Source organism: Rugosimonospora acidiphila (assembly GCF_039543385.1).
Classification (GTDB): domain Bacteria; phylum Actinomycetota; class Actinomycetes; order Mycobacteriales; family Micromonosporaceae; genus Rugosimonospora; species Rugosimonospora acidiphila.
Window position 1 is genome coordinate 39,965 of the sequence record NZ_BAABJQ010000009.1, and the last position, 21,447, is coordinate 61,411.

The following is a 21,447-nucleotide window of genomic DNA, read 5'->3' on the forward strand; positions in this document are numbered from 1 at the left end:
AACGCGTCACGGTGCCGGCCGTTCCAACCGGTACGCGGCGTCCCAGAACGCCCACTCGTACCGTGCCGAGGCCACGAAATGTGCGCGGGCACGCTGTTCGGCCTCCGCCGACAGCTGGGCACCGACCCGGTCGACCAGCGCGACGACCTCCCGGATCGCCTCGGCGAAGGGGCCCGCGGCGTAGGAGTCGACCCACTCCCGGTACAGCGGCTGGGTTATCACGCGGTCGGCCAGGTCGGTGCCGAGGCGCCCGTAGATGACATAGCAGGGCAGGACGGCGGCCAGCCCGTCGAGGAACGTTCCGCCGCGCGCCACCGCCAGCAGATGGTCGAGGTACGCCCGGGTGGTCGGCAGGGGTCCGGCGACGGCGACCGGGTCCACCGCGACGGTCGGTAGCGTCGTGGCGCGCAGGGCCAGCTCCACCTCGATGGTATTCGCGGCGTGCCGGGCGAGCATGGCGACGTCGGCGGAGGTCGGCGCCTTCGCCCCGACGAGCATCAGCGCCCGGGCATACTCGCGCAGGTAGTGGGCGTCCTGCGCGAGATAGTGGCCGAACCGCTCCGGCCCCAGCGTGCCGTCGACCAGCCCGGTGATGAACGGGTGAGCGGTGATTTGCGCGTAGATCGCCGAACAGTCGCTCCACAGCCGCGTGCTCAACGGTGTCTGGTTCGGCCCGGTCACCCGACAGAACCTACGCGACCGCCCGAACGGGTCACCACCGGATGTGGTCGTCCCCATAGGGGCGCCCGCGAGCAGGGTAAACTGTGTGGCGTGAACAGCAGGGCGTCGGTCGGTGGAGTGCTCCACCGCGACGAATTGGCCACCCTCAGCCCGTTGTGAACGGTGGCCTTCGGACTGAGCCTCCCATCCGGACGCGAAGGCCCGCGGCTGTCGGCTCGATCCGGGTAGCTCGGGTCGTGACGGAAGTCCTGTCGCCCGTCCCGCTCGTGGCCGCCATGGAGCTGTTGTTGGGGTGGCTCGGCGGGAGCACCCATGCGGCCGGACTGCTCTTCGGCGGGGTCACCATCCTGATCACCATCGCTCCGCCGTATGCCTTCGTACTTCACGGCGTTCGCCGCGGCCGATTCACCGACCGCCACCTCGGTGACCGGCGCCAGCGCCTGATCCCCCTTCTGATGGCCATGGCCGCGACGGGAATCGGCATTTTCATTCTCGTGCGGCTCGGCGCGCCGAGGCTGGTCCTTGCCGGCGCCGGGACCGTTGGGCTGGGGCTGCTGGTGGGTGCCGCCATCAATCACTTCTGGAAGATGTCGGGTCACACGGCCGCCGCGGCCGCGGTACTCGTCATCTGCGCCGAAGTCGGCCACGGCTGGTCGCTGCTCGCGGTCCCCGTGATCGCCCTGATCGGATGGTCACGGGTGCGGCTCGGAGATCACACCGTCGCCCAGGTGGTGGTCGGCGCCGCCGTGGGCGCCCTGATCGCGGCCGTGGCCATGCCGATACTGGCGGGTTGACGATTCCGGCCGGCCGGTGGATCGGCCGGCCGAGCGGGTGCGTCAGCCGGCCAGGTCGCTCAGCCCGGCGAGCAGCCGGTCGATGTGCTCGGGCGTGGTGCCCAGCCCGATGCTGGCCCGCACCGCGCTGCCGCCCAGCGGCCTGCCCAGCCGGGCCGACGCCTCGGCCAGCAGCCGCCGCCCCAGCGGGTGCGCGCAGAACAGCCCGTCGCGCACCCCTATCCCGTACCGGTCGGCCAGGTGCTCGGACACCTCCGACGCCGGTACGCCCGCCACGGCGAAGCTGACGATCCCGACCCGCTCGTGGTCGGCGGAGAAGGTACGCAGCTCGGCGACGTGCGGCAGGGCCTCGATGCCGGAACGCAGCCGGTGCAGCAGCGCCTGCTCCCGCGCGTCGATGGCGCCCCGGTCGGCGGCCGCTATCCGCTCGCAGGCGGTGCCCAGCGCGACGGCGCCGAGCAGGTTGGGCGAGCCGGCCTCGTGCCGCGCCGGGCCGGCGTGCCAGCGCACGTCGTGGGTCGCGTCGCCGACGTACTCGGTCGCTCCCCCACCGGCCAGGTACGGCTCGGCCGCGTCCAGCCAGTCGGCCCGGCCGGCGAGCACGCCCACGCCGAACGGCGCGTACAGCTTGTGCCCGGACAACGCCACATAGTCCACTGTGGACTCGCTGAGCGACACCGGCCGGTGCACGGCCAGTTGAGCGGCGTCCACGACGATCCGCGCCCCGTACCGGTGCGCCACCTCGGCCAGCCGCTCGATCGGCCACACCTCGCCCGTCACGTTCGAGGCGCCGGTCACCGCGACCAGGACCGGGGTGTCTCGCTCGAGCACGGCCAGCGCGGAGGCGAGCGCCCGGATGGCGTCGTCGGGCGATTCGGGCACCGGCAACCGGACGGACCGGGGCCAGGGCAACAGGTTGGCGTGGTGCTCGCCGGCCCAGCCGACCACCATGGTCTGCTCGGGCAGCGCGCGGGCCAGCAGGTTCAGGGCGTCGGTGGTGTTGCGGGTGAAGATGACGTGGTCGTCGGGCCGGGCACCGAGGAAGTCCGCGATGGTCTCGCGGGCCCGCTCGTAGGCGAAGGTGCAGCGGCGGGACGCGGCCCCGGCGCCCCGGTGCACGCTGGCGTGCCAGGGCAGCAGTTCGTTGACCGCGTCGGCGACCGCGACCAGGCAGGGGGCGGTGGCGGCGTAGTCGAGGTTGGTGTAGTCGACGGTGCGGCCGTCGGGCAGCGTCACCGGCAGCCGGTCGCCCAGCACGGCGAGACCGGGCAGGGCGGCGGCCTCCTGCGGCGATTCGGGCTCACCCAGCGATCGGGCCTGACGCGGCGATCCGGCCTCGGGCGGCGATCCGGGCTCGGGCGTTGCCGGGGCCGGGATGGCGGCGCCGGGCGACACGGTGGTGGGCGGCAGAACCACCGGCGACACCACCCGCGACCCGGCGGTGGGTGGCGCGAGGGCGGGCGACGCGACGGAATCGGACAGGGTCACCGACATGAGAGTCCTCCTGCGTGCAGGACCCCGGGGAGGGTCCGCGCTTGCCGTGCGGCGGTCGCCGCCGGCCTGGTCCTCACCCGGGGCACCCCACCGCGAACAACGAGGGTTGCCGGCCAGCAAGCCGGGGCTTGAACGCTGGCACTCATGACCTGTCAGCAAGGCTAGCGCCGCCGGTCGAGGGCCGGCGGTCGGGGGGTGCGAGCGGCGGCCGCGCTGACTCGTTGATCACACCGAGCCGGCGGCAAACGTTACCGTTACGCCCGTGAATATCCGATAAGTCAGGCGAAACCTCCGGCGGAACGGCCGCGGCCAGGCCGGCCCGAGCCGGACGCCGCGGGGAGAAAGCCGACCGTCGCTGTAGGGTATTGGGCGATCACCTACGCGGTCGTTACATCACGGACGGTGGTCGGCAAGCCGGGCACACCGCCCGGACAGGACTTCCGGGCCTCAGGCCCGGCACAGACGAAGTGAGAGTTCGAGCATGCCCGCACTCGCCGCGGCCCGCACGATCGAGGCTGCTCGTGCCGGTTGGGACGCCTGGCGGGCCTCCCGGCTGGCCGCGGTCGTCCAGCCCACCGGCAATCTCGCGCTGATCGAGACCCGGTGGTTCGAGGCCGACACGAGCCAGTCGCCCCAGGAGGCGCTGGTGGGTGCCGCCCCGAGCGTGACCGCCACCACGCTGTCCCGCCTGAACATCGACACCGGCGAGCCGGAGCGCGGCATCCGCCTGTGGGACGCGAACTCTCCGGCCATCCAGCACTTCGTCACCATTGACGCCTTCGGCTTCAACCCGGACTGGGTGATCGAGGCCGGCTACGCCACACTGCCCGGGGCGCATTCGGTGCCCTTCGAGCACCTCAAGGACAACGGCGGCACTCGCGACCTCGCGGTACCCGGCGAGATCAGCTTCTCGCTCGACGGCACCGACTACGTCCTGCACGCGTTCGACGACGAGGGCACCCTGCTGCTCGTCTTCGGCGACCCGACCAACGGCCGCGAGACCTACGGCGCCGGCCGGTTCCTGGTGGTACCGCACGAACCCGGTAACGACCGGGTGGTTCTCGACTTCAACCGGGCCTTCGTCCCGCCCTGTGGGTTCTCCCCCCATTACAACTGTCCATTGCCGCCGCGGCAGAACCGCTTCGGCATGCCGGTCGAGGCCGGCGAGAAGCAGGCAGTCTTCCGCGACGGCTACCACCCGTACTGACCCCACTGACGCAAGTCAGAAGCCCACCCCTCATCCGGCCGCTCGGGTCGGCAACAGGAGAACCCCGTGAACAAGAAGGCGGTGGCGCTGTTCGGCGCCGCCATGGCAACCGTGCTCGCGCTCGCCGCGTGCGGCACCAACGCGAACGGCGGCTCGTCGACCGGCGGGACCGACACGAACGCGACCATCAACGTCGGCTCGCTCTACGAGCCGCAGAACCTGGACGACACCGCCGGCGGCGGTCAGGGAGTCACCGAGGCCCTCAACGGCAACGTGTACGAGAGCCTGTTCAAGCTCAACGACGACGGTTCGGTGTCCAACCTGCTCGCGACGGGCTACCAGGTCAGCTCCGACGGGCTGACCTACACCATCCACCTGCGCACGGGCGTCAAGTTCCACTCGGGCAAGGCGCTCACCTCGGCCGACGTGAAGTACAGCATCCAGAAGGTGCTCGCGCCGAACTCGCAGTCCGCGCGCAAGAGCAGCTTCACCGCGGTGAAGGACATCACCACCCCGGACGACAGCACGGTGGTGGTCACCCTGACCAGCCGGTCCATCTCGTTCGTCTACAACCTCAGCTACGTCTGGATCTTCAACGACCAGGCGAAGAACCTCACCACCAGCGAGGACGGCACCGGCCCGTACCAGGTGGGCACGTGGAAGCGCGGCTCGACGCTGACCCTCAAGCGCTTCGCCGGGTACTGGGGCACGCCGGCCACCAACGCGGAGGTGGTGTTCCACTACTTCACCGACGCGACGGCGCTGAACAACGCGCTGCTGACCAACGCCGTGGACGTGGTCACCAGCGAGCAGAGCCCGGACGCGCTGAGCCAGTTCACCAGCAACAAGAACTACAAGGTGAACAACGGGCACTCGACCACCAAGCTGCTGCTGGCGTTCAACGACCGGGTCGCCCCGTTCAACAACACGCTGGTGCGTAAGGCGATCACCTCGGCCATCGACAACAAGAAGCTGCTGCAGTCGATCTGGGGCAACTACGGCACGCTGATCGGCTCGATGGTGCCGCCGACCGACCCGTGGTACGAGGACCTCACCAACGTGAACCCGTACAACGTGAGCCTGGCCAAGCAGGAGCTGACCCAGGCGGGGTACCCCAACGGCTTCACCTTCACCCTGGACACGCCGAACTACGACCCGCACCCGACGGCCGCCACGTTCATCAAGGCGGAGCTGGCGAAGGTCGGCATCACCGTGAACATCAACATCATCACGGCGGACCAGTGGTACACGAAGGTGTACCAGAACCACGACTTCGTGGCGACGATGCAGGAGCACGTCAACGACCGCGACGTGGTCTGGTACGGCGACCCGACGTTCTACTGGGGGTACAACAACCCGCAGGTGACCGAGTGGGTCAAGCAGGCTGAGCAGTCCACCACGACGGCACAGCAGACGGCCCTGCTCAAGAAGGTCAACGAGCAGATCGCCAAGGACGCGGCCAGCGACTGGCTGTACCTGTACCCGCAGATCGTGGTCGCCAACACGGACCTGTCCGGGTACCCGATCAACGGTTTGAACTCGCAGTTCTACGTGTACGACATCAAGAAGAGCTGAGCCCACCCGGGCGCCTCCCGCCGCCGCCACCAGCGGCGGGAAGCGCCCGGGCCGGAAGGATGTCTGTTGCTCCACTACCTGCTGCGGCGCGTGGCGTTCCTGATCGTCACGCTCTTTCTCGCCACCGTCGTGCTGTTCCTGCTGCTGCGCCTGCTGCCCGGCGACCCGGCGAACTCGCTGCTGTCGGTCGGCGCCACCCCGCAGCAGATCGCCGCCGCGCGCCACGAGATCGGCACCGACCGGCCGCTGCCGCAGCAGTTCGTGACCTGGCTCGGGCAGGTGGCCACGCTGAACCTGGGCCACTCATTCGTCAGCACCCTGCCGGTCGGCTCGCAGATCACGTCCCGGTTGGTGGTGACCGTTCCGCTGACGCTGCTGGCCTTCGCGCTGGCGATCGTCATCTCGGTACCGGTCGGCTTCCTCGCGGCGTACAAGTCGCGCCGCTGGTACGGTGCGGTGCTCGGCGGCGTGTCCCAGCTGGGGCTCGCGGTACCGGTCTTCTGGCTCGGCATGCTGCTGGTCGTCATCTTCGCGCTGAAGCTCCGGGTGTCGCCATCCGGCGGCTTCCCGGCCGACGACTGGGCCAATCCCGGCGCCGCGCTCAATGACCTGGTCCTGCCGGTGCTCACCATCGCGCTGGTGATGTCCGCCTCGCTGATCCGCTACGTGCGCTCCGCGACCCTGGACGTGCTGGACAGCGACTACCTGCGTACCGCCCGGGCACTGGGCTCCTCGTTCGTCTCGGCGATGTGGCGCCACGGAGTGCGCAACGCGTCGGTGCCGGTCGTCTCGATCCTGGGCATCGAACTGGCCACCACGTTCCTGGGTGCGGTGGTGGTGGAGAGCGTGTTCTCCCTGCCCGGCCTGGGCAGCCTGCTGGTGCAGGGGATCTCGGAACACGACTATCCGGTCATCCAGGGCGTGCTGCTGGTCAGCACGTTCGCGGTACTGGTGATCGGGTTCCTCGCCGACCTCACCCAGCGCCTCATCGATCCCCGCCTCCGGGCGCCGCACCCGGGAGCGGCCCGGTGACCAGCGCGGCCATTGAAACTCCGCAGCGCGTGACCGCGCGCCGGCGGCGACCGGTCACCCTCGTGGTCGGCTGCGTGCTGGCCGGGCTGATCGTCGTCGTCGCGCTGCTTTCGCTGTTCTGGCTGCCGTACTCGACCTCGGACCTGTCCGGCGGGCGGCTGGCCGGGCCGAGCGCCGCGCATCTGCTGGGCACCGACAAGCTCGGCCGCGACCTGCTCACCCAGCTGATGGTCGGCGCGCGCATCGCGCTGGAGGTCGGGTGCGGCGCGGTCGTGCTGGGCGGCATCCTCGGCGTCGCCGCCGGGCTGGCGGCCGGCTTCGCGACCCGCTGGCTGGACGACACGATCGCGGCGACCCTGGACATCCTCATCGCGTTCCCGGTGCTGTTGCTGGCCATGCTGCTGGTGGCCGCCCGCGGCGCGTCCCTGGCCACGGCGATCGTCGCCATCGGGCTGGGCTCCGCGGCGATCGTGGCGCGGCTGACCCGGGTACTGGTCAAGCGGATCCTGGGCCAGGACTACGTCACCGCCGCGCGGACCTCGGGCACCTCGTGGCCGCGCATCGTGGCCGAGCACGTGCTGCCCAATATCTGGCCGACCCTGGTGGTCAACCTCGCCCTGCAACTGGGCGTGGCGGTACTCGCCGAGGCCAGCCTGTCCTACCTCGGGCTCGGCACGCCGCCGCCCAACGAGTCGTGGGGGCGCATGCTCCAGGAGGCTCAGGCCACCGTGCTGACCGCGCCGCTGGGCGCGATCGCGCCCGGGGTGCTGCTGATCATGCTGGTGGTCGGGGTCAACCTGATCGCCGACGGCCTGCGGGACGTCGCCGACCCGACCCGGAGGCGGTCGCGATGACAGGGCGGACCGCGATGACAGCGCGGGTCTCGACGACAGCGCGGGTCTCGACGACAGGGCGGGTCGCGATGGGGCGACGGGTCACGATGAGGAGGCGATCGCGGTGAGCCTGCTGGAGGTCGCCGGGCTGTCCATCCACGCGCCGGACGGCCGACCCCTCGTGCGCGACCTGTCCTTCTCCGTCGAGGCCGGCGACCGGCTGGGGCTGATCGGCGAGTCCGGCTCCGGCAAGTCACTGACCTCGCTGGCCATCATGGGGCTGCTGCCGCCGGGGATGACCGCCTCCGGTCGCGTGGTGCTCGACGCGCCCGGACTGCCCCGCACCGACGTCATCGGGGCGCCCTCGCGACGGCTCAACCAGCTGCGCGGCCCGGCCGCCAGCGTGGTGTTCCAGGAACCACTGACCGCGCTGGACCCGTTGATGCGGGTGGGGCGGCAGGTCGCCGAGCCGCTGCGACGCTGGCGCGGGCTGCGCGGGGCGGCGCTGCGCGAGGCCGTACTGGCGGCGCTGTCCGAGGTACGGCTGGACGAGCCGGAGCGCATCTCCCGGGCGTACCCGCACGAGATCTCTGGTGGGCAGCGGCAACGGGTGGCCATCGCCATGGCGCTGGCCTGCCAACCGGCGCTGCTCATCGCGGACGAGCCGACCACCGCGCTGGACGTGTCGGTCCAGGCGGAGGTGCTGTCCCTGCTGGCCGGCCTGATCTTGGCGCGCGGGATGTCGCTGCTGTTCATCACGCACGACCTCGCGGTGGTGGCCTCCGTGACGGATCGGGTGCTGGTGCTGCGCGACGGCGCCGAGGTGGAGTCGGGCACGGTACGCGACATCGTGACCGCGCCCCGCGACCCGTACACCCGGGACCTGGTGGACAGCGCCCGGGCCTTCGACGAGGCGCTGCCCGGAAGGAGGTCGTGATGGCCGCCACGAACCCCGCCGCCACGAACCCAGCGGCCACCACGAACGCCGCCACCACGAACGCCGCCACCGGCCCGATCCTGGCCGCGCGCGCCGTGAACTTCGCGTACCCACACGCGGCGCCGGTGCTCAAGGACGTGACGTTCTCGGTCACGCCCGGGCGCAGCATGGCGCTGGTCGGCGAGTCGGGTGCCGGCAAGACCACCCTGCTGCGCCTGCTGCTCGGGCTGACCCGGCCAAGCGCCGGCGCCATCCTGTTCGACGGCGCGGACCTCGACCTTCGCGACCGCGACCGGCGCCGGGAGTTCCGGCGGGGCGTGCAGACGGTGTTCCAGGACCCGTACTCGTCGCTGGACCCGCGCCAGAGAGTCAGCCGGATCGTCGGGGAGCCGCTGCGCTCCCTGGGCCTGCCGGGCGCCGGTGACACGGGCCGGACCGCGACGGGCGGGGCATCGAGGGACGGGGCATCGAGGGACGGGGCCGCGACGGGCGGGGCTGGGTCGCGCGCCGACCGGAAGGCGGAGGTCCGGCGCCGGGTCGCCGAGGCGCTGCACTCCGTCGGGCTGCCCGCCGACGCGGCCGACCGGTACCCGCACGAATTCTCCGGTGGGCAGCGCCAGCGCATAGCGATCGCCCGGGCCATCGTCTGCGAGCCGCGGGTGCTGCTGGCCGACGAGCCGGTCAGCGCGCTGGACGTCACCACCCGGGTGCGCATCGTCGACCTGCTCGCCGAGCTGAAGCGAGAGCGCGGGCTGACCGTGGTGATGGTGTCGCACGATCTCGGGGTGGTCGCCACGCTGTGCGAGGACATCGCCGTGCTGGAGCGCGGCCGGGTCGTGGAGCAGGGGCGCACCGACGAGGTACTCGGCTCCCCCACCCACCCGTACACCCGGCGCCTGGTGGACAGCGCTCCCCGGCTGCCGTCCCTGGACTGACCCGAGCGAGGCGCGGCCCGGCACAGCGGCAACGGTCAGGGGTGACGGTCAGCCGGCGATGGTGGACCCGGAGCCGGGTCCAGGGTCAAGCGTTCGCGGCTGACCCGATCGGCGCGCCGAACCAGGCCAGCCCCTGCCCGTGCGGCCGGGTCCAGGCCAGCGGGGCGCCGTCCAGCGCCAGCACGTTGTGCAGCGTGTCGTCCGGCGGCACCGGCAGCGTTCCGTACCCGACGACCCCCGGCGCCTCGATCGCTATCCAGTGCCCGGGCAGCCCGCGCACCACCTCGACGAACGCCTCCCGGCGGGGTGCCGGCACCTGGTACAGCGCCGAGGAGTGGAACACCACCAGGGTCGCGCCGGCGGGTGCCCGCGCGGCCAACTCCGGCAGGTCGTCCACCAGGTCGCCGCGTACCAGCAGCGGAGGCTCGGCCGCGGCCACGGCCGCCGCGGCGCGCAGCCGGGCCCGGCGGTGCTCGTGCTCCGGCCAGATCAGGGCGTCCAGCCAGGCGAGGTCGTCCGGGTCGGTCACCCGCAATGGATTGAGGTCCAGGCCGGCCCGCCACACCACCTCGGGTACCCGGTCCGGCGGCGCGATCCCGCTGGCCGCGCATTCGAGCACCGGCCCACCGGCGCCGACCGTGTGGTCGCCGTACCGGTAGGAGTACCGGTCGGGGTACAGGCACAGCCCGGCGGAGGCGCCAACCTCCAGCAGCGCGAGCGGCTGGGGCAGCGCGGCGAGCACCGGCAGCAGCAGGGCGCACCGGCCGGCCTCGTTGGTCTGGGTGGCCCGGGTGCGCATCCGCGCCTCGATCTCGGGCCAGTTCGCCACCGCGTACTCGCGGAACGCGTCCGGGTCGCCGATCGGGCCGCCGAGCAGCCGGACGACGCCGAAGAGCAGGTTCGGCTGGCGCTTGCCGGGCGGCAGCGTGTCGAGCAGTGCGAGCAGGTCGGCGTCCCGGGAGACGGCCAGCGACAGCAGCTCGTACGCGGGCGACACGCCGCGCGCCTCACACGTGGCGAACTCAACGTAAGTCTCGGCGATCGTCATATCGATATGGTCGCGCCGCGCCACCGGCCCGCGAAACGTGGGCCTGGTCTCACCGCCGTGGGCGTCGTAGTGATTCACGCATTCACGATTTGAAGATAGTGCATCGATCCGGACCCCTTCCGGATGCGCACGCGAAATCGAGGTTCAATGCGACTCATTCGTGCCGTCATCGCGTGCGTGCTGGCGGTCGGCGTTGGGATGTCGATCCCGCACCGACGGGAGTCGTTTAGCAGACCGGTGCCGTGGTCGAGCCGCCCCGCCCGGTCGCTGCCGGGGCCCTACCCGCCGGTGCGGTCGAAGCCGACCTCGTCACGCCACGGGGGGTTCGCGCCGGGGCGCGAGCAGGCGACCGCCGCCACGGTGGACGCCTCGTCGAGCAGGGCCCCGATCGTGTCCGCGGAGCCGGCGATGCCCGGCAGGTCGGCCGGCCCGGCCACGCCCCGGCGGCACAGGCCGCGCAGCAGGCCGCTGATGAACGCGTCGCCGGCGCCGATCGTGTCGACGACGGCCGGGCCGGGCCGGATCGGCCGGGCGACCGGCGCCCCGGTCGGGCGGAAGGCGACGCTGCCGCGGTCCGCCAGGGTGATCACGACCAGCGCCGGGCCGGCCGCCAGCCAGCGCGCCGCGACGTCCGCCGCGGCTGCGCCCGGGTACAACCAGGCGAGGTCGTCGGCGCTCGCCTTGACCAGGTGGGCGACGCCGACCGCCGATTCCACGTCGGCCCGGGCGCGATCCGGGTCGGATTGCAGCAGGGGCCGGACGTTCGGGTCGTAGCTGACCAGCACGTCACCCCGGTCGCGCAGCCGGGCGACGAACCGGTGCACCGGTCCCGAACCGGGCGGCGTCCAGGACACCAGGGATCCAAAATGGACGATCGAATGTCCGACGGCCACCGCGTCGAGTTCCGCGTCCGTCCAGCCGAAGTTGGCGGTACCGTCGACCTGGAAATGGTACGTCGCCGCGCCGTCCCGCAGCCGCACCAGGGCGACCGTGGTGGGTTGGTCGGTGACCACCGCGGCGGACAGGTCGACGTGCGAACGCTCCGCGTGCTCGCGCAGCAGCATGCCGAACGGATCCGTGGACAGCCGGGCGAGCAGCCCGGTGCGCACGCCCAGCCGGGCCAGGCCAATCGCGACGTTGTACGGGCCGCCGCCCGCGTGCGCCTGGTACGGCGAGTCCCCGCCATCGACCAGGTCGATGAGCGCCTCGCCGAGCACGACCACCTCGGGCCGGAGTTCGTGACTCACCACAGCCGATCCACCATCACAGCCGATCCACCACCACAGCCGATCCACCACTCGCGGTTACGGGCCCGCCCGGGACCGCTCTTGGTAAGGTACCCGCTCGTGACCGCCGCCATCACCCGCCGCGACTATAGCGGCGTCGCCGACCTCGCCCCGCTACTGCGGTTCACCCAATACAACTGGACGCCGGACAGCCGCTGGCACCTCGGCGACATCGCCTGGGAGTTCAGCTTCGCACCGGGCGGCGGGCCGCACGAGCGGATGGCGTTCTGGGAGCGCAACGGCGAGATCGTCGGGTTCGGTTGGCTGACCCTGCCGGCGACCCTGGCGCTGATGGTCGACCCGCGGCTCGCCGACGGGCTGGTCGACGAGGTGGTGGACTGGGCCACCGGACTGGCCGGGCAGCCGGTCGCGGTGGGCGTGCTGGAGACCGAGGCGGCCCTGATCGCGCCGCTGGTGCGCGCGGGCCGCACGGCCAGCCTGCCCGACCATTTCTTCCTCAACCTGCAGCGCGAACTGTCCGACCTGCCGCCGGTGCCGGAGTTGCCGGCCGGGTTCACGGTGCGCCCGCTGGCCGACGATGAGCTGCCGGCGCGGGCGGCCCTGCACCGGACGGTCTGGAACCCGCGGCTGACCGACGAGGTGTACGCGGGCCTGGCCTCGCGCTGGCCGTACCGCCGGGAGTTCGACCGGGTGGCCGTGGCGCCCAACGGCGAACTGGCGGCGTACATCCTCGGCTGGTACGACGACGTCAACCGGGTCGGCGAGTTCGAACCGGTCGGCACGCTGCCCGAGTACCGGCGCCTGGGGCTGTCCCGGGCCCTGGGCATCTCGCTGCTGCACGCGTGGCGGGACGCCGGGGGCCGGCGGGCGCTGGTCTACGCCCGCGGCGACGACGGGTACCCGGTGCCCCGCCAGGTCTACGCCGCCCTGGGCTTCCGGGTGCACGGCCGGATCGTGCGGTACCGGCTGCCCTAGGACCAGGGCTTTAGTCGGGACGTCAAACTTTTTCCTCCGGTAGCCGTAATCCGCCCACCTTCCACGCCGTCTACTACCCGGCGGCGCGGCGCGCGCGGCCCCGCCGGCCGCGCGGATCGTGGCCGCGGACCCTCGGCGTACCAGAAGGAAGAGGCGATGTCTCGAACACAAGCGACGCGGTCCCGAACGAGGCTCTGGGGCCTGGCCGCGGCGGTCGCCACGGTCGCGGCCGCCTCGGCGGCGGTGGTGGTGTCGGCCCTGCCCTCCGAGGCGGCCAGCGCCCCGACCAACGGCGGCGTGTACCAGCTCGCGGCCGGCGCGAGCGGCAAGTGCGTCGAGGTGCCGTCCGGCTCGACGGCCAGCGGTGCCCTGCTGCAACAGGCGGCGTGCGCGGCGGGGGCCACCCGCCAGCAGTGGCGCGTGGTCTCGGTGGGCTCCGGGGTCGCCAACCTGGTCAACGTCAACAGCGGGATGTGCGTCGACGTGCCGTCCGGCTCCACCACCTCCGGCCTGCGCCTGCAGCAGTGGGGCTGCGGCAGCGGCCAGACCAACCAGCAATGGACCTTCACCGCGTCCGGCGCCGCGCCCGGCAAGTACCGGGTCGGAAGCGTCGGGACCGGCCTGTGCGTCAGCGATCTGGACGGCTCGACGGCCGGCAACAACCCGATCGTCCAGGAGACCTGCTCCGACATCTCCCGGATGCAGTGGTCGTTCAACCTCGTCTCGGGCCCGACGGGCGGCCCGACGACCGGACCCACCAGTTCGCCGCCGAGCGGCCCGGTCGTCGCGTTCCCGGGCGCGGTGGGCTACGGCGCCTCCGCCACCGGTGGCCGGGGCGACGCCGTGTACCACGTGACCAACCTCAACGACTCGGGCGCCGGCTCGTTCCGGGACGCGGTCAGCGCGTCCAACCGGACCATCGTGTTCGACGTCGGCGGGTACATCAGCCTGTCCTCACCGGTCTCGGCGAAGAGCAACCTGACCATCGCCGGTCAGACCGCACCGGGCGGCGGCATCGGCATCATGAGCCGCGAGGTGTCCTTCGACGGCGCGAGCAACGACATCGTGCGCGACGTGCGGTTCCGCCAGGGCGACCTGGACCCGGACTCGTCCAAGAGCGGCATCAACCTGCTCGACACGACGAAGATGATTTTCGACCACGTGTCCATCGAGTTCGCCCAGTGGAACAACATCGACAGCGTGGGCGCCACGAACATCACGGTACAGAACTCGATCGACTCCGACCCGATCGGGCAGCAGTTCGCCGCGCACACCGAAACCGGGCCGTATACCTGGTACAACGACCTGTTCGCCAACTCGCACAACCGGTGCCCGCTGGCGAAGGCGAACACCGAGTACATCAACAACGTGGTGTACGACTACCAGGCCGGGTACACGGCCGGCAACTCCAGTGGCCACTTCACCCACGACTTCGTCGGCAACTACTTCATCACTGGGCCGCGCACCACCAGCGCGGGCAACGCGTATTACCAGATGGGCAACCAGGCGGTCTACAACAGCGGCAACCTGCTGGACAGCAACCGGGACGGCAGCCTCAACGGCTCCACGCTCGGGCTGGGCGGCGGCGCGACCGCCCTGGCCGGCCCGTGGTCGCCGCTGACCTCCGGCATCCCGACGACCAGCGCCGCCAGCGCGTACGCCAACGTGGTGGCGCACTCCGGCGCGCTGCCGCGCGACCAGGTGGACACCAAGGTGATGGCCGACGTCACGTCGCTGGGCGGCGCCGGCGACCTGTGGAGCCACCAGACCGCGACCGGGCTGGGCAACGACGGGTACGGCACCATCAGCGGCGCGACGGCGCCGACCGACACCGACCGGGACGGCATGCCCGACTCCTGGGAGACCCGGCACGGCCTGAACCCGAACAGCGCCTCGGACGCCACCGGCGACCTCGACCACACCGGGTACACCAACCTGGAGAAGTACATCGACGGCCTGCTCGACGGCCGCTACCCGTAACGGCCGACCCGGTCCCCCGACCGGCCCGCGCGGGAGGTAGCGGAATCATGGTGGCTTTCCCCCTTCGTGAGGGCGGAAAGCCACCATGATCTGAGAATCGACACCAGGTCAGCTCATCGGTGCGCCGATCGCCGGGTCCTTCGTGTTGGTCAGGAATGTCGTGGCCGGCAGCGAGCCGTCCGGCCGCCGGGCCGCCCGCGCGCCGGCCGGGTCGGTGCTCCGCAGGGCGGACACGCTCCAGCCGGACTGGTTCCAGGAGTTGCCGCTGGCGGTGACCGCGTCGCCCAGCATCACGTCGCCCGCGCCGGTCGCGCTGCCCGTGCTGCCCGCGTTGGCCAGTGACAGGTTGCCCCGCAGCGTCGAGGACGAGTGCGTGAAGGCGAATCCCGCGCTGCCGTTGTGGTACGCGGTGTCGATGCTCAGCGTCAGCCGGCCCGCGTTGCCGTTCTCGGAGAAGCCGTAGCTGGCGTTGTCCCACGCGGCGCTGCCGGTGACGGTGTGGTCGACAGAGGCGGCCGGGTCGCCGCCGCCGAGCTTGAAACCGTCGCCGTCGCCGGTGAAGCCCGCGATGCCCCAGCGGTTGACCCCGTTGCCGTACGACCAGACGTCCTCGACCGTGACCGGGCTGGTGAACTCGGTGAAGTCCACGCCGTCGTCGGCGTTGTCGAACGTGCGGCAGCGGCGCACCACGTTCCCGGTGCCCGAGCCGAACTTGAGGTCCAGACCGTCGGCGTTCTCGCCGTGCGTGGCGTCGTCGTGGTTGCCGTAGAAGTCGCTGTCCAGCACCTGGTTGTCGGTGGTGCTGTCTCCGCGCAGGATCAGTGCCGAGTCACCGCTGTCGTGAATGGACAGTCGGGTGAAGATGTCGGAGCGGCACGACTCGCAGACGTACGGGTGGCTCGGCGCGTCCTTGATCTCCAGACCCCGTACGGTCCAGTAGCTGGCCTGCTGGGTGACGTACCACTTGTCGGCCGGGATGCCGGTCGCGTCGATGACCGGGTGCTCGTCGCGGTAGTTGCTCAGCACGATGCGGCGCGCCGAGGTGCCGCTCGTGGTGATGGTGACCGGCACGGTCGGCCGGTACAGCCCGCCCCGCAGCGCTATCGTCTGCCCGGGGCGCACCACGGAGACGGCCTTGGACAGGGTGGCGTACGGGTGCGCGATGCTCCCGTCGCCGCCGTCGCTTCCCCCGGTCGCGACGAAGATGTCGGCGCTCGTGACCCCGCTGACCGGTGCCGTCACGGTCGCGGACGGCGTGGCCGAAGGGGGCGAGACGGAGGGGCTGGCGGACGCCGGACTCGCGGTCGCGCTCGTCGGGCCGGCCGCGGCGGGCACGGTCACCGGTGGCGGGGCCGCGATGGCCGGCGCCGGGTCCGGACCCGGCTGGTAGAACACCGCGTACACCAGTACGGCCGCGGCGGCGGCCAGCGCGGTGGCGCCGACGGCGGCGTGCTTGGCGCTCAGGTGTCGCAGCAGCCGGCGGGCCGCCCCGGCGGCCGGCGCGGCCAGCGCGGGTCCCGCGCCGTGGCCGGCGCCCACCAGCGCCGACAGCCTGCCCGCCAAGGCGTGCGGGACCGGCAGCAGCGCGATGCCGGGCAGCAACCGTTCGACGGGCGCGAGGTCGCGGCCCCACTGGCCGCACAGCTCGCAGTCGCGCACGTGCCTGCCCAGCCGGCGCAGCCAGCGTGGGTCGTACCGGCCGTCCGGGCCGTCCGGGCCGTCCAGACCGGGCAGGCCGCCCCGATCCCGCCCGCCGGGCCGGCCGCGCGCCGCCGCGACCAGCCCAGGGCAGCGCGGGTCGGCCCGCCAGGCCACCAGCACCGCGCGGGCCAGGTCGAGCTGGGCCCGGGCCCGGTGGATGCGCACCGCCGCGTGCGGCGCGCGCAGCGCGAGGGCCGCGGCCACCTCCGCGCGGGTCAGCGAGCCGGCGAGCTCCTGCCACCACAGCGCGATGACCCGCTGGCTGTCCCGGTCCAGCAGCCGGGTCGCCTCGACCAGCGCCCGGCGCTGCCCGGACAGGCCCAGCCGGACGATGGTCGCCTCGGCGAAGTCGTCGATCGGGTGGGCGGCCTCCGCCCGGTCGTCCAGCGGCCGGTGCCGGGCCAGGGCCGCGCCGCGCGTGCGGCCCAGCTCGTGGATCTGCCGGTACGCGATGGAGATGAGCCAGGACCGGAACCGCTCCGGCTCGCGCAGGCCCGCGAGCCCCTGGATGGCGTTGAGCATGGTCTGCTGGACCACGTCGTCGGTATCCGGATGGCCGTTCAGTGCCCGCCCGACGACGTTGTACACCAGCGGCAGGTACGCGCCGAGCAGCGTCTCCAGCGCCCGGCGGTCGCCGGCCTGGGCCGCGCGGACGAGTGCGGCGCCGGGCGTGGTCTCCACGGTGCCTCGTCCCTCCGCGTGCCAGCCACCATGATCCGCTTCGCGGACAGCGACATCCTTCCATATGTCGCCGGGCGGGGACAACCGGTCGCTACGGCTGCTGGGGCGCGCCGGCGGGCGTTTCGGGTCGGCCCGGCGCGGGCGCGCCGGGCGCCGGGCTACCGGAGCGCAGCGCCAGCACGAAGGTCACGATCAGCACCGGCAGCACCGTCACGTGGTAGGCGATGTCGCCGAACTGGTGCCCGCGCAGGGTGCTGTTGAGGCCCACCAGGAACCCGAAGATGGCGAAGCCGACCGTGGCCAGCGCGGTGGCGCGCCACCGCGCCCCCCTCCGGTGGACCACCAGTGCCCCGACCGCGAGCACCACGCAGATGATCGCCTCCGGTATGCCCGCGCCGGTGGACCCGTGGGTCAGGTGTATCGAGGACGCGGCCGCCAGGCTCGCGGCCTCCAGGGTCATCAGTATCGCGATGGCCCGTGGTCGCGGGCCGCTCATGCTCGCCATGAGCCCAGGCTGCCAGCCCGGCGGCGCGCCGTCGTCCGCCACGCGGCGGCTGCCGCGATAACCCGTCGGGCGTACCCGCGCCCGCCCGGCTACGTCCATGGGAGGTGCCCGGGGACGACCGCCCGGGGTCGTCGGGCCCGGGTACCGAGCCGGCGCAGCACCGGGTCCCTGAACTCCAGCACCGTGGGCTGGTCGATCTCGAACAGACCTTCGCCGCCCGTCCGGTGGCCGGATTCCATCGACCGGCGCCTACTGTTCCACGCCCCGCGCCGCCCGTGGAAGGTACCGTCTGACGGTGTGGCGTTCGACGAGCTATACGACCGCGAGACCCTGACCACCCGCGAGTACGCCAACCCCGACCGGCTCGGCGCCCGGATGGCCCTGTACGAGTATCGCGACCCGCCGCACGACATCGTCGGCTCCGCCGTGCGCCTGCTGCGTGACGCGCCCGGCCCGGTGCTGGACGTGGGCTGCGGACCCGGGCACTACTGCGCCGCGCTTCGCGCCGACCGGCCCGACCGCCCCGTCTTCGGCGCCGACCTGTCCATGGGCATGCTGGCGGCGACCGGCCCGCCGGCACTGGCCGCCGACGCGGCGGCGCTGCCCGTGCGCGCCGGGTTCTGCGGGGCCGTGCTCGCGATGCACATGCTCTACCACGTACCCGAGCCGGAGGCGGCCGTGGCGGAGCTGGCGCGGGTACGGGCGCCGGGCGGCACGGTACTGCTGTCCACCAACGCGCCCGACGACAAGCGGCGGGTACGCGACCTGCACGCCGAGGTGGTGCGCGAGCTGACCGGAGGGCCGGTGGTGCGCGACGTGTCCCGCCGGTTCGACCTCGACCACGGCGAGCGGGTGGCCCGCCGGCACTTCCGAACGGTCGAGCGGCTCGACTTCCGTGGCACGATCGCGGCGCCCGATCCCGAGCCGGTGATGCGCTGGCTGGGCTCGATGTCCACCGTCGACCTGACGCCGGCCGTGCTCGACGAGGTACGCGCCCGGATCGCCGCGACCATCACGCGTGAGGGCGCATACCGGTTCGGTGTCCACTCGGGCTTCCTCGTCTGCCGGTGACGCCCGGCGACGCGTCGACAAACCCCTCCCCGATCGTCGGCGGGTGGCCCATCCGGCAAATTCAGTTGAACGCCATTGTAGTCAAGACAGTGTTGTTCTACCCTTTCGTCAGGACGACGAGGGGAGCGGCGCCATGCCGACGGATTCCGAACCGGCGGACACCCGGATGATGGGCATCGTGCACGACGCGCTGCGCCGCGATCTGGAGCGCACGCACACCGTGGTCACCGCCCAGCCATACCCGCGCGGCCGGCAGCGCGAGGCGCTCGGGCAGCACGTGGTGTGGCTGATGGATTTCCTGCACGCCCACCACACCGGCGAGGACGAGGGGCTCTGGCCACTGGTCCGCGAGCGCGACCCGCAGGCGGGCCCGCTGCTCGACTCGCTGGACGCCGAGCACCGGCGGATAGCGCCCGCGGCCGAGGCTCTGGCCGCGGCGGGCCGGCGCTACGCGGCCACCGCCGGCGACGACGCCCGGGCGGACCTCGTCGTGGCGCTGGACTCGCTGATGCCCGTGCTCGTGCCGCACCTGCGGCGCGAGGTCGACGAGGCCATGCCGGTGGTGGTGGCGAGCATCAGCCGGGCCGACTGGCACGCCTGGGACCAGAAGTACAATGTCAAGTCGAAATCTCTCCTCCAGCTCGGCCTGGAGGGGCACTGGCTGCTCGACGGCATCGATCCCGAGGGGTACAAGGTAGTCGTGCACGTGGTTCCGGCCATACCCCGGTTCATCCTGGTGCACGGGTTCGCCCGCGCCTACCGGCGCCGGGCCGCCGCGCGGTGGCATCCCGAGCCGCCCCCAGCGGTCGCGGCGGCGCGCGTATGACCGCCGACCAGACGAGCACCGACCAGACGAGCACCGACCAGAAGCCGGCGCGCCGCCCCTACCGGTCGCCGCGCCGCGAGCAGCAGGCCGCCGAGACCAGGGCGGCCGTCCTCGCCGCGGCCGGCGACCTGTTCGCGGCGCGCGGCTTCGCCGGCACCGGGATGCGCGACATCGCCAAGGCCGCGGGCGTGTCGGTCGAGACGCTCTACGCCGGCTTCCGGTCCAAGGGCGAACTGCTGACGCTGGCGCTGGACGCCGCACTGGTCGGTGACGCCGAGGCGGTCCCGCTGGTCGAGCGGCCCGCGTTCCAGGCGCTGTCATCCGGATCCCGCGACGAGCGGATCGCCGCCGCGGCGGGGCTGGTCACCGCCATCCACCGCCGCTCGTCCGGGATCCATCTCGCGCTGCGGGAAGCGGCGGCGTCGGACCCCGACCTGGCCCGGCACCTGCGCGAGGACGAGCAGCGGCGGCGCATCGACATCGGGCGCGGCGCCACGCTCGTGGCCGGCCGGGAGCTGAGCCCGCGGGAGCACGACGGGCTGTGGGCGGTGCTCTCCGTCGAGGTGTACCAGATGCTCACCGGGCAGGCCGGCTGGACCTGGCAGCAGTACGAGGACTGGGCCGCCGACACGATCCGGCGCACGCTGGACGAGTAGCCCACCGGCGAGGGCGTGGGTTCTCGGCGGGCGCCGATCAGAGGCGCGCGGCCAGCCGGGTGAGGATCTCGGTGGCCGGCCCCTCGGTGGCGTGCCGGTAACCGGTGCCGGCCCACAGGTGCACGCGCTCGGGATCGCCGGCCGCCGCGGCGGCCCTGCGCATGGCGGCGGTGAGGTGGTGCAGCGCCGGGTACCCGTACGGGGCGAGGCCGCCGTACCGGTCGGTGAACGCGTTGCGTAGCGCGCGGGCGGGCCGTCCGGTGAACGCGTGGGTGAGCACCGTACCGGTGCGCCCCGGATCGGCGAGCGCGGCCCGGTGCGTCGCCGAGTTACCCGCCTCGTCGCTGCGCAGCAGGACGGTGCCGACGGCCACGGCGTCCGCCCCGGCCCGGATGGCCGCCGCCACGCCGTCGGGGGTGGCCAGCCCGCCGGCCGCGATCACCGGCAGGTCCACCGCGTGCCGGACCGCCGCGACGAGGTCGGTGATCGGGGTCTCGGCGAGCGGGCGGGTTGGGGTCAGGGTGCCGGAGTGTCCCCCGGCGGCCGCGGACTGTACCGCCAGCGCGTCCACTCCGGCCTCGGCGGCGGCCCGGGCCTCCTCGACGGTGGTGACGGTCTGCACCAGCAGCGCGCCGGTGCGGCGCAGCGCGGCCAGGTCGTCGCGGTTCGGAATGCCGAAGGTGAAGCTGACCACCGGGACCGGTGCGGCGCGCAGCACGTCGAGCTTGTCGTGCCAACGGTCGTCGTCCTCGACCGGCGCGCCCGGATCGGGGGCGATGCCGTACCGCCGCGCCTCGACGGCGATCAGCTCGGCGTACCGGCGGAACGCCGCGCGGTCGACCGGCACCGGATTGGGCGCGAAGAGGTTCACCCCGAACGGTACGGACGCACCGGCGACGGTGTCGATGTCGTCCGCCAGCGCCTGTGGGGTCTTGTACCCGGCGGCCACGAACCCGAGGCTGCCCGCGCGGGCGGCGGCGGTGACCAACGCCGGGGTGCCGGCACCACCGGCCATCGGCGCCGCGATCACCGGGGTGGACAGCCCCAGGGCGACGGCGAGTGTGGACATGACGATCAACCTCCGGTGCCCGCCAGTCTACCCGGGCGAACGTCTACCCGAGCGCGCGTCTACCCCGGGCGAACGGCGAGGCGGCGGCGGGAAGACCCACCGCCGCCCTCATCCACCAAGTTCCCACCTGCCCCGACGGTACCGTCGCCCAGGCCCGCACGCCCAGGCCGCCGGCGCGCCATTCGGCCTGGGCCGAAAGG

20 protein-coding genes and 1 riboswitch are annotated in these 21,447 nt (G+C 72.7%); of the genes, 12 read left to right on the forward strand and 8 right to left on the reverse strand.

Annotated features, from left to right (window positions below):
• Nucleotides 1-6: 6 nt before the first annotated feature.
• Nucleotides 7-681, reverse strand: coding sequence for a TenA family protein (locus ABEA87_RS17250; RefSeq protein ID WP_345630735.1), 675 nt, complete (start codon nt 679-681; stop codon nt 7-9).
• A 236-nt stretch (nt 682-917) separates the two neighbouring features.
• Here ABEA87_RS17250 and ABEA87_RS17255 point away from each other — a divergent pair, with 236 nt between their 5' ends.
• Nucleotides 918-1,475 carry a phosphatase PAP2 family protein gene (locus ABEA87_RS17255; RefSeq protein ID WP_345630737.1) on the forward strand — a complete coding sequence of 186 codons (558 nt, stop codon included), beginning with the start codon at nt 918-920 and terminating at the stop codon, nt 1,473-1,475.
• Between the two features lie 42 nt (nt 1,476-1,517).
• Here the strand turns inward: ABEA87_RS17255 and ABEA87_RS17260 are convergent, their stop codons facing one another.
• A complete protein-coding gene (locus ABEA87_RS17260) occupies nt 1,518-2,969 on the reverse strand; it encodes an aminotransferase class V-fold PLP-dependent enzyme (RefSeq protein WP_345630739.1) in 1,452 nt (483 codons plus the stop codon).
• Nucleotides 2,970-3,001: 32 nt separating this feature from the next.
• Nucleotides 3,002-3,119, reverse strand: a riboswitch (SAM riboswitch).
• A 331-nt stretch (nt 3,120-3,450) separates the two neighbouring features.
• Between ABEA87_RS17260 and ABEA87_RS17265 the strand changes: the two genes are divergently transcribed.
• The 6 genes from ABEA87_RS17265 (at nt 3,451) to ABEA87_RS17290 (ending at nt 9,488) form a co-directional block, all read left to right on the forward strand.
• Complete coding sequence (locus ABEA87_RS17265) at nt 3,451-4,176, forward strand: DUF1684 domain-containing protein (RefSeq protein WP_345630740.1); 726 nt, start codon at nt 3,451-3,453, stop codon at nt 4,174-4,176.
• Nucleotides 4,177-4,242: 66 nt separating this feature from the next.
• Entirely contained in the window at nt 4,243-5,751 is a 1,509-nt protein-coding gene (locus ABEA87_RS17270; protein WP_345630741.1) for an ABC transporter substrate-binding protein, read from the forward strand.
• Nucleotides 5,752-5,817: 66 nt separating this feature from the next.
• Nucleotides 5,818-6,783, forward strand: coding sequence for an ABC transporter permease (locus ABEA87_RS17275; protein WP_345630742.1), 966 nt, complete (start codon nt 5,818-5,820; stop codon nt 6,781-6,783).
• Nucleotides 6,780-7,637: an ABC transporter permease gene (locus ABEA87_RS17280; RefSeq protein WP_345630743.1), complete on the forward strand. Its 858-nt coding sequence runs from the start codon at nt 6,780-6,782 to the stop codon at nt 7,635-7,637. Before ABEA87_RS17275 ends, ABEA87_RS17280 begins: the two co-directional genes overlap by 4 nt.
• A gap of 103 nt (nt 7,638-7,740) precedes the next feature.
• A complete protein-coding gene (locus ABEA87_RS17285) occupies nt 7,741-8,553 on the forward strand; it encodes an ABC transporter ATP-binding protein (RefSeq protein WP_345630745.1) in 813 nt (270 codons plus the stop codon).
• Nucleotides 8,553-9,488 carry an ABC transporter ATP-binding protein gene (locus ABEA87_RS17290; protein ID WP_345630747.1) on the forward strand — a complete coding sequence of 312 codons (936 nt, stop codon included), beginning with the start codon at nt 8,553-8,555 and terminating at the stop codon, nt 9,486-9,488. Before ABEA87_RS17285 ends, ABEA87_RS17290 begins: the two co-directional genes overlap by 1 nt.
• Nucleotides 9,489-9,573: 85 nt before the next feature.
• On the opposite strand, the gene ABEA87_RS17295 is transcribed toward ABEA87_RS17290, so the two are convergent.
• Nucleotides 9,574-10,536 (reverse strand): DUF2332 domain-containing protein, encoded by a 963-nt coding sequence (locus ABEA87_RS17295; protein WP_345630748.1) that lies wholly within the window; start codon nt 10,534-10,536, stop codon nt 9,574-9,576.
• A gap of 278 nt (nt 10,537-10,814) precedes the next feature.
• The gene (locus ABEA87_RS17300; protein ID WP_345630749.1) at nt 10,815-11,783 is read right to left on the reverse strand and encodes a carbohydrate kinase family protein; all 969 of its coding nucleotides are present in this window, start codon (nt 11,781-11,783) and stop codon (nt 10,815-10,817) included.
• Nucleotides 11,784-11,882: 99 nt separating this feature from the next.
• Here ABEA87_RS17300 and ABEA87_RS17305 point away from each other — a divergent pair, with 99 nt between their 5' ends.
• Together ABEA87_RS17305 and ABEA87_RS17310 are read left to right on the forward strand one after the other, a co-directional pair.
• Complete coding sequence (locus ABEA87_RS17305) at nt 11,883-12,758, forward strand: GNAT family N-acetyltransferase (protein ID WP_345630751.1); 876 nt, start codon at nt 11,883-11,885, stop codon at nt 12,756-12,758.
• 156 nt (nt 12,759-12,914) lie between these two features.
• Nucleotides 12,915-14,738: an RICIN domain-containing protein gene (locus tag ABEA87_RS17310; protein WP_345630753.1), complete on the forward strand. Its 1,824-nt coding sequence runs from the start codon at nt 12,915-12,917 to the stop codon at nt 14,736-14,738.
• Nucleotides 14,739-14,846: 108 nt separating this feature from the next.
• On the opposite strand, the gene ABEA87_RS17315 is transcribed toward ABEA87_RS17310, so the two are convergent.
• From ABEA87_RS17315 to ABEA87_RS17325, 3 genes are all read right to left on the reverse strand, one after another.
• Nucleotides 14,847-17,120 (reverse strand): sigma-70 family RNA polymerase sigma factor, encoded by a 2,274-nt coding sequence (locus ABEA87_RS17315; protein WP_345630755.1) that lies wholly within the window; start codon nt 17,118-17,120, stop codon nt 14,847-14,849.
• Between the two features lie 91 nt (nt 17,121-17,211).
• Complete coding sequence (locus ABEA87_RS17320) at nt 17,212-17,625, reverse strand: hypothetical protein (RefSeq protein ID WP_345630756.1); 414 nt, start codon at nt 17,623-17,625, stop codon at nt 17,212-17,214.
• An 89-nt stretch (nt 17,626-17,714) separates the two neighbouring features.
• Entirely contained in the window at nt 17,715-17,864 is a 150-nt protein-coding gene (locus ABEA87_RS17325) for a hypothetical protein (protein ID WP_345630758.1), read from the reverse strand.
• 58 nt (nt 17,865-17,922) lie between these two features.
• On the opposite strand from ABEA87_RS17325, the gene ABEA87_RS17330 reads away from it, so the two are divergent.
• From ABEA87_RS17330 to ABEA87_RS17340, 3 genes are all read left to right on the forward strand, one after another.
• Nucleotides 17,923-18,696 (forward strand): class I SAM-dependent methyltransferase, encoded by a 774-nt coding sequence (locus ABEA87_RS17330; protein WP_345630760.1) that lies wholly within the window; start codon nt 17,923-17,925, stop codon nt 18,694-18,696.
• 133 nt (nt 18,697-18,829) lie between these two features.
• Entirely contained in the window at nt 18,830-19,522 is a 693-nt protein-coding gene (locus tag ABEA87_RS17335) for a hemerythrin domain-containing protein (RefSeq protein WP_345630762.1), read from the forward strand.
• Entirely contained in the window at nt 19,519-20,178 is a 660-nt protein-coding gene (locus ABEA87_RS17340) for a TetR/AcrR family transcriptional regulator (RefSeq protein WP_345630763.1), read from the forward strand. Before ABEA87_RS17335 ends, ABEA87_RS17340 begins: the two co-directional genes overlap by 4 nt.
• Nucleotides 20,179-20,215: 37 nt before the next feature.
• Here the strand turns inward: ABEA87_RS17340 and ABEA87_RS17345 are convergent, their stop codons facing one another.
• Nucleotides 20,216-21,247, reverse strand: a complete 1,032-nt coding sequence (locus ABEA87_RS17345; protein ID WP_345630765.1) for a nitronate monooxygenase — start codon at nt 21,245-21,247, stop codon at nt 20,216-20,218.
• Nucleotides 21,248-21,447: the final 200 nt, after the last annotated feature.

Coding starts and splice junctions, on each gene's coding strand:
- ABEA87_RS17260 (WP_345630739.1), bottom strand. CDS start 2,969: ATGTCGGTGACCCTGTCCGATTCCGTCGCGTCGCCCGCCCTCGCGCCA.
- ABEA87_RS17265 (WP_345630740.1), top strand. CDS start 3,451: ATGCCCGCACTCGCCGCGGCCCGCACGATCGAGGCTGCTCGTGCCGGT.
- ABEA87_RS17290 (WP_345630747.1), top strand. CDS start 8,553: ATGGCCGCCACGAACCCCGCCGCCACGAACCCAGCGGCCACCACGAAC.
- ABEA87_RS17295 (WP_345630748.1), bottom strand. CDS start 10,536: ATGACGATCGCCGAGACTTACGTTGAGTTCGCCACGTGTGAGGCGCGC.
- ABEA87_RS17310 (WP_345630753.1), top strand. CDS start 12,915: ATGTCTCGAACACAAGCGACGCGGTCCCGAACGAGGCTCTGGGGCCTG.
- ABEA87_RS17320 (WP_345630756.1), bottom strand. CDS start 17,625: ATGGCGAGCATGAGCGGCCCGCGACCACGGGCCATCGCGATACTGATG.
- ABEA87_RS17325 (WP_345630758.1), bottom strand. CDS start 17,864: ATGGAATCCGGCCACCGGACGGGCGGCGAAGGTCTGTTCGAGATCGAC.
- ABEA87_RS17335 (WP_345630762.1), top strand. CDS start 18,830: ATGCCGACGGATTCCGAACCGGCGGACACCCGGATGATGGGCATCGTG.
- ABEA87_RS17340 (WP_345630763.1), top strand. CDS start 19,519: ATGACCGCCGACCAGACGAGCACCGACCAGACGAGCACCGACCAGAAG.
- ABEA87_RS17345 (WP_345630765.1), bottom strand. CDS start 21,247: ATGTCCACACTCGCCGTCGCCCTGGGGCTGTCCACCCCGGTGATCGCG.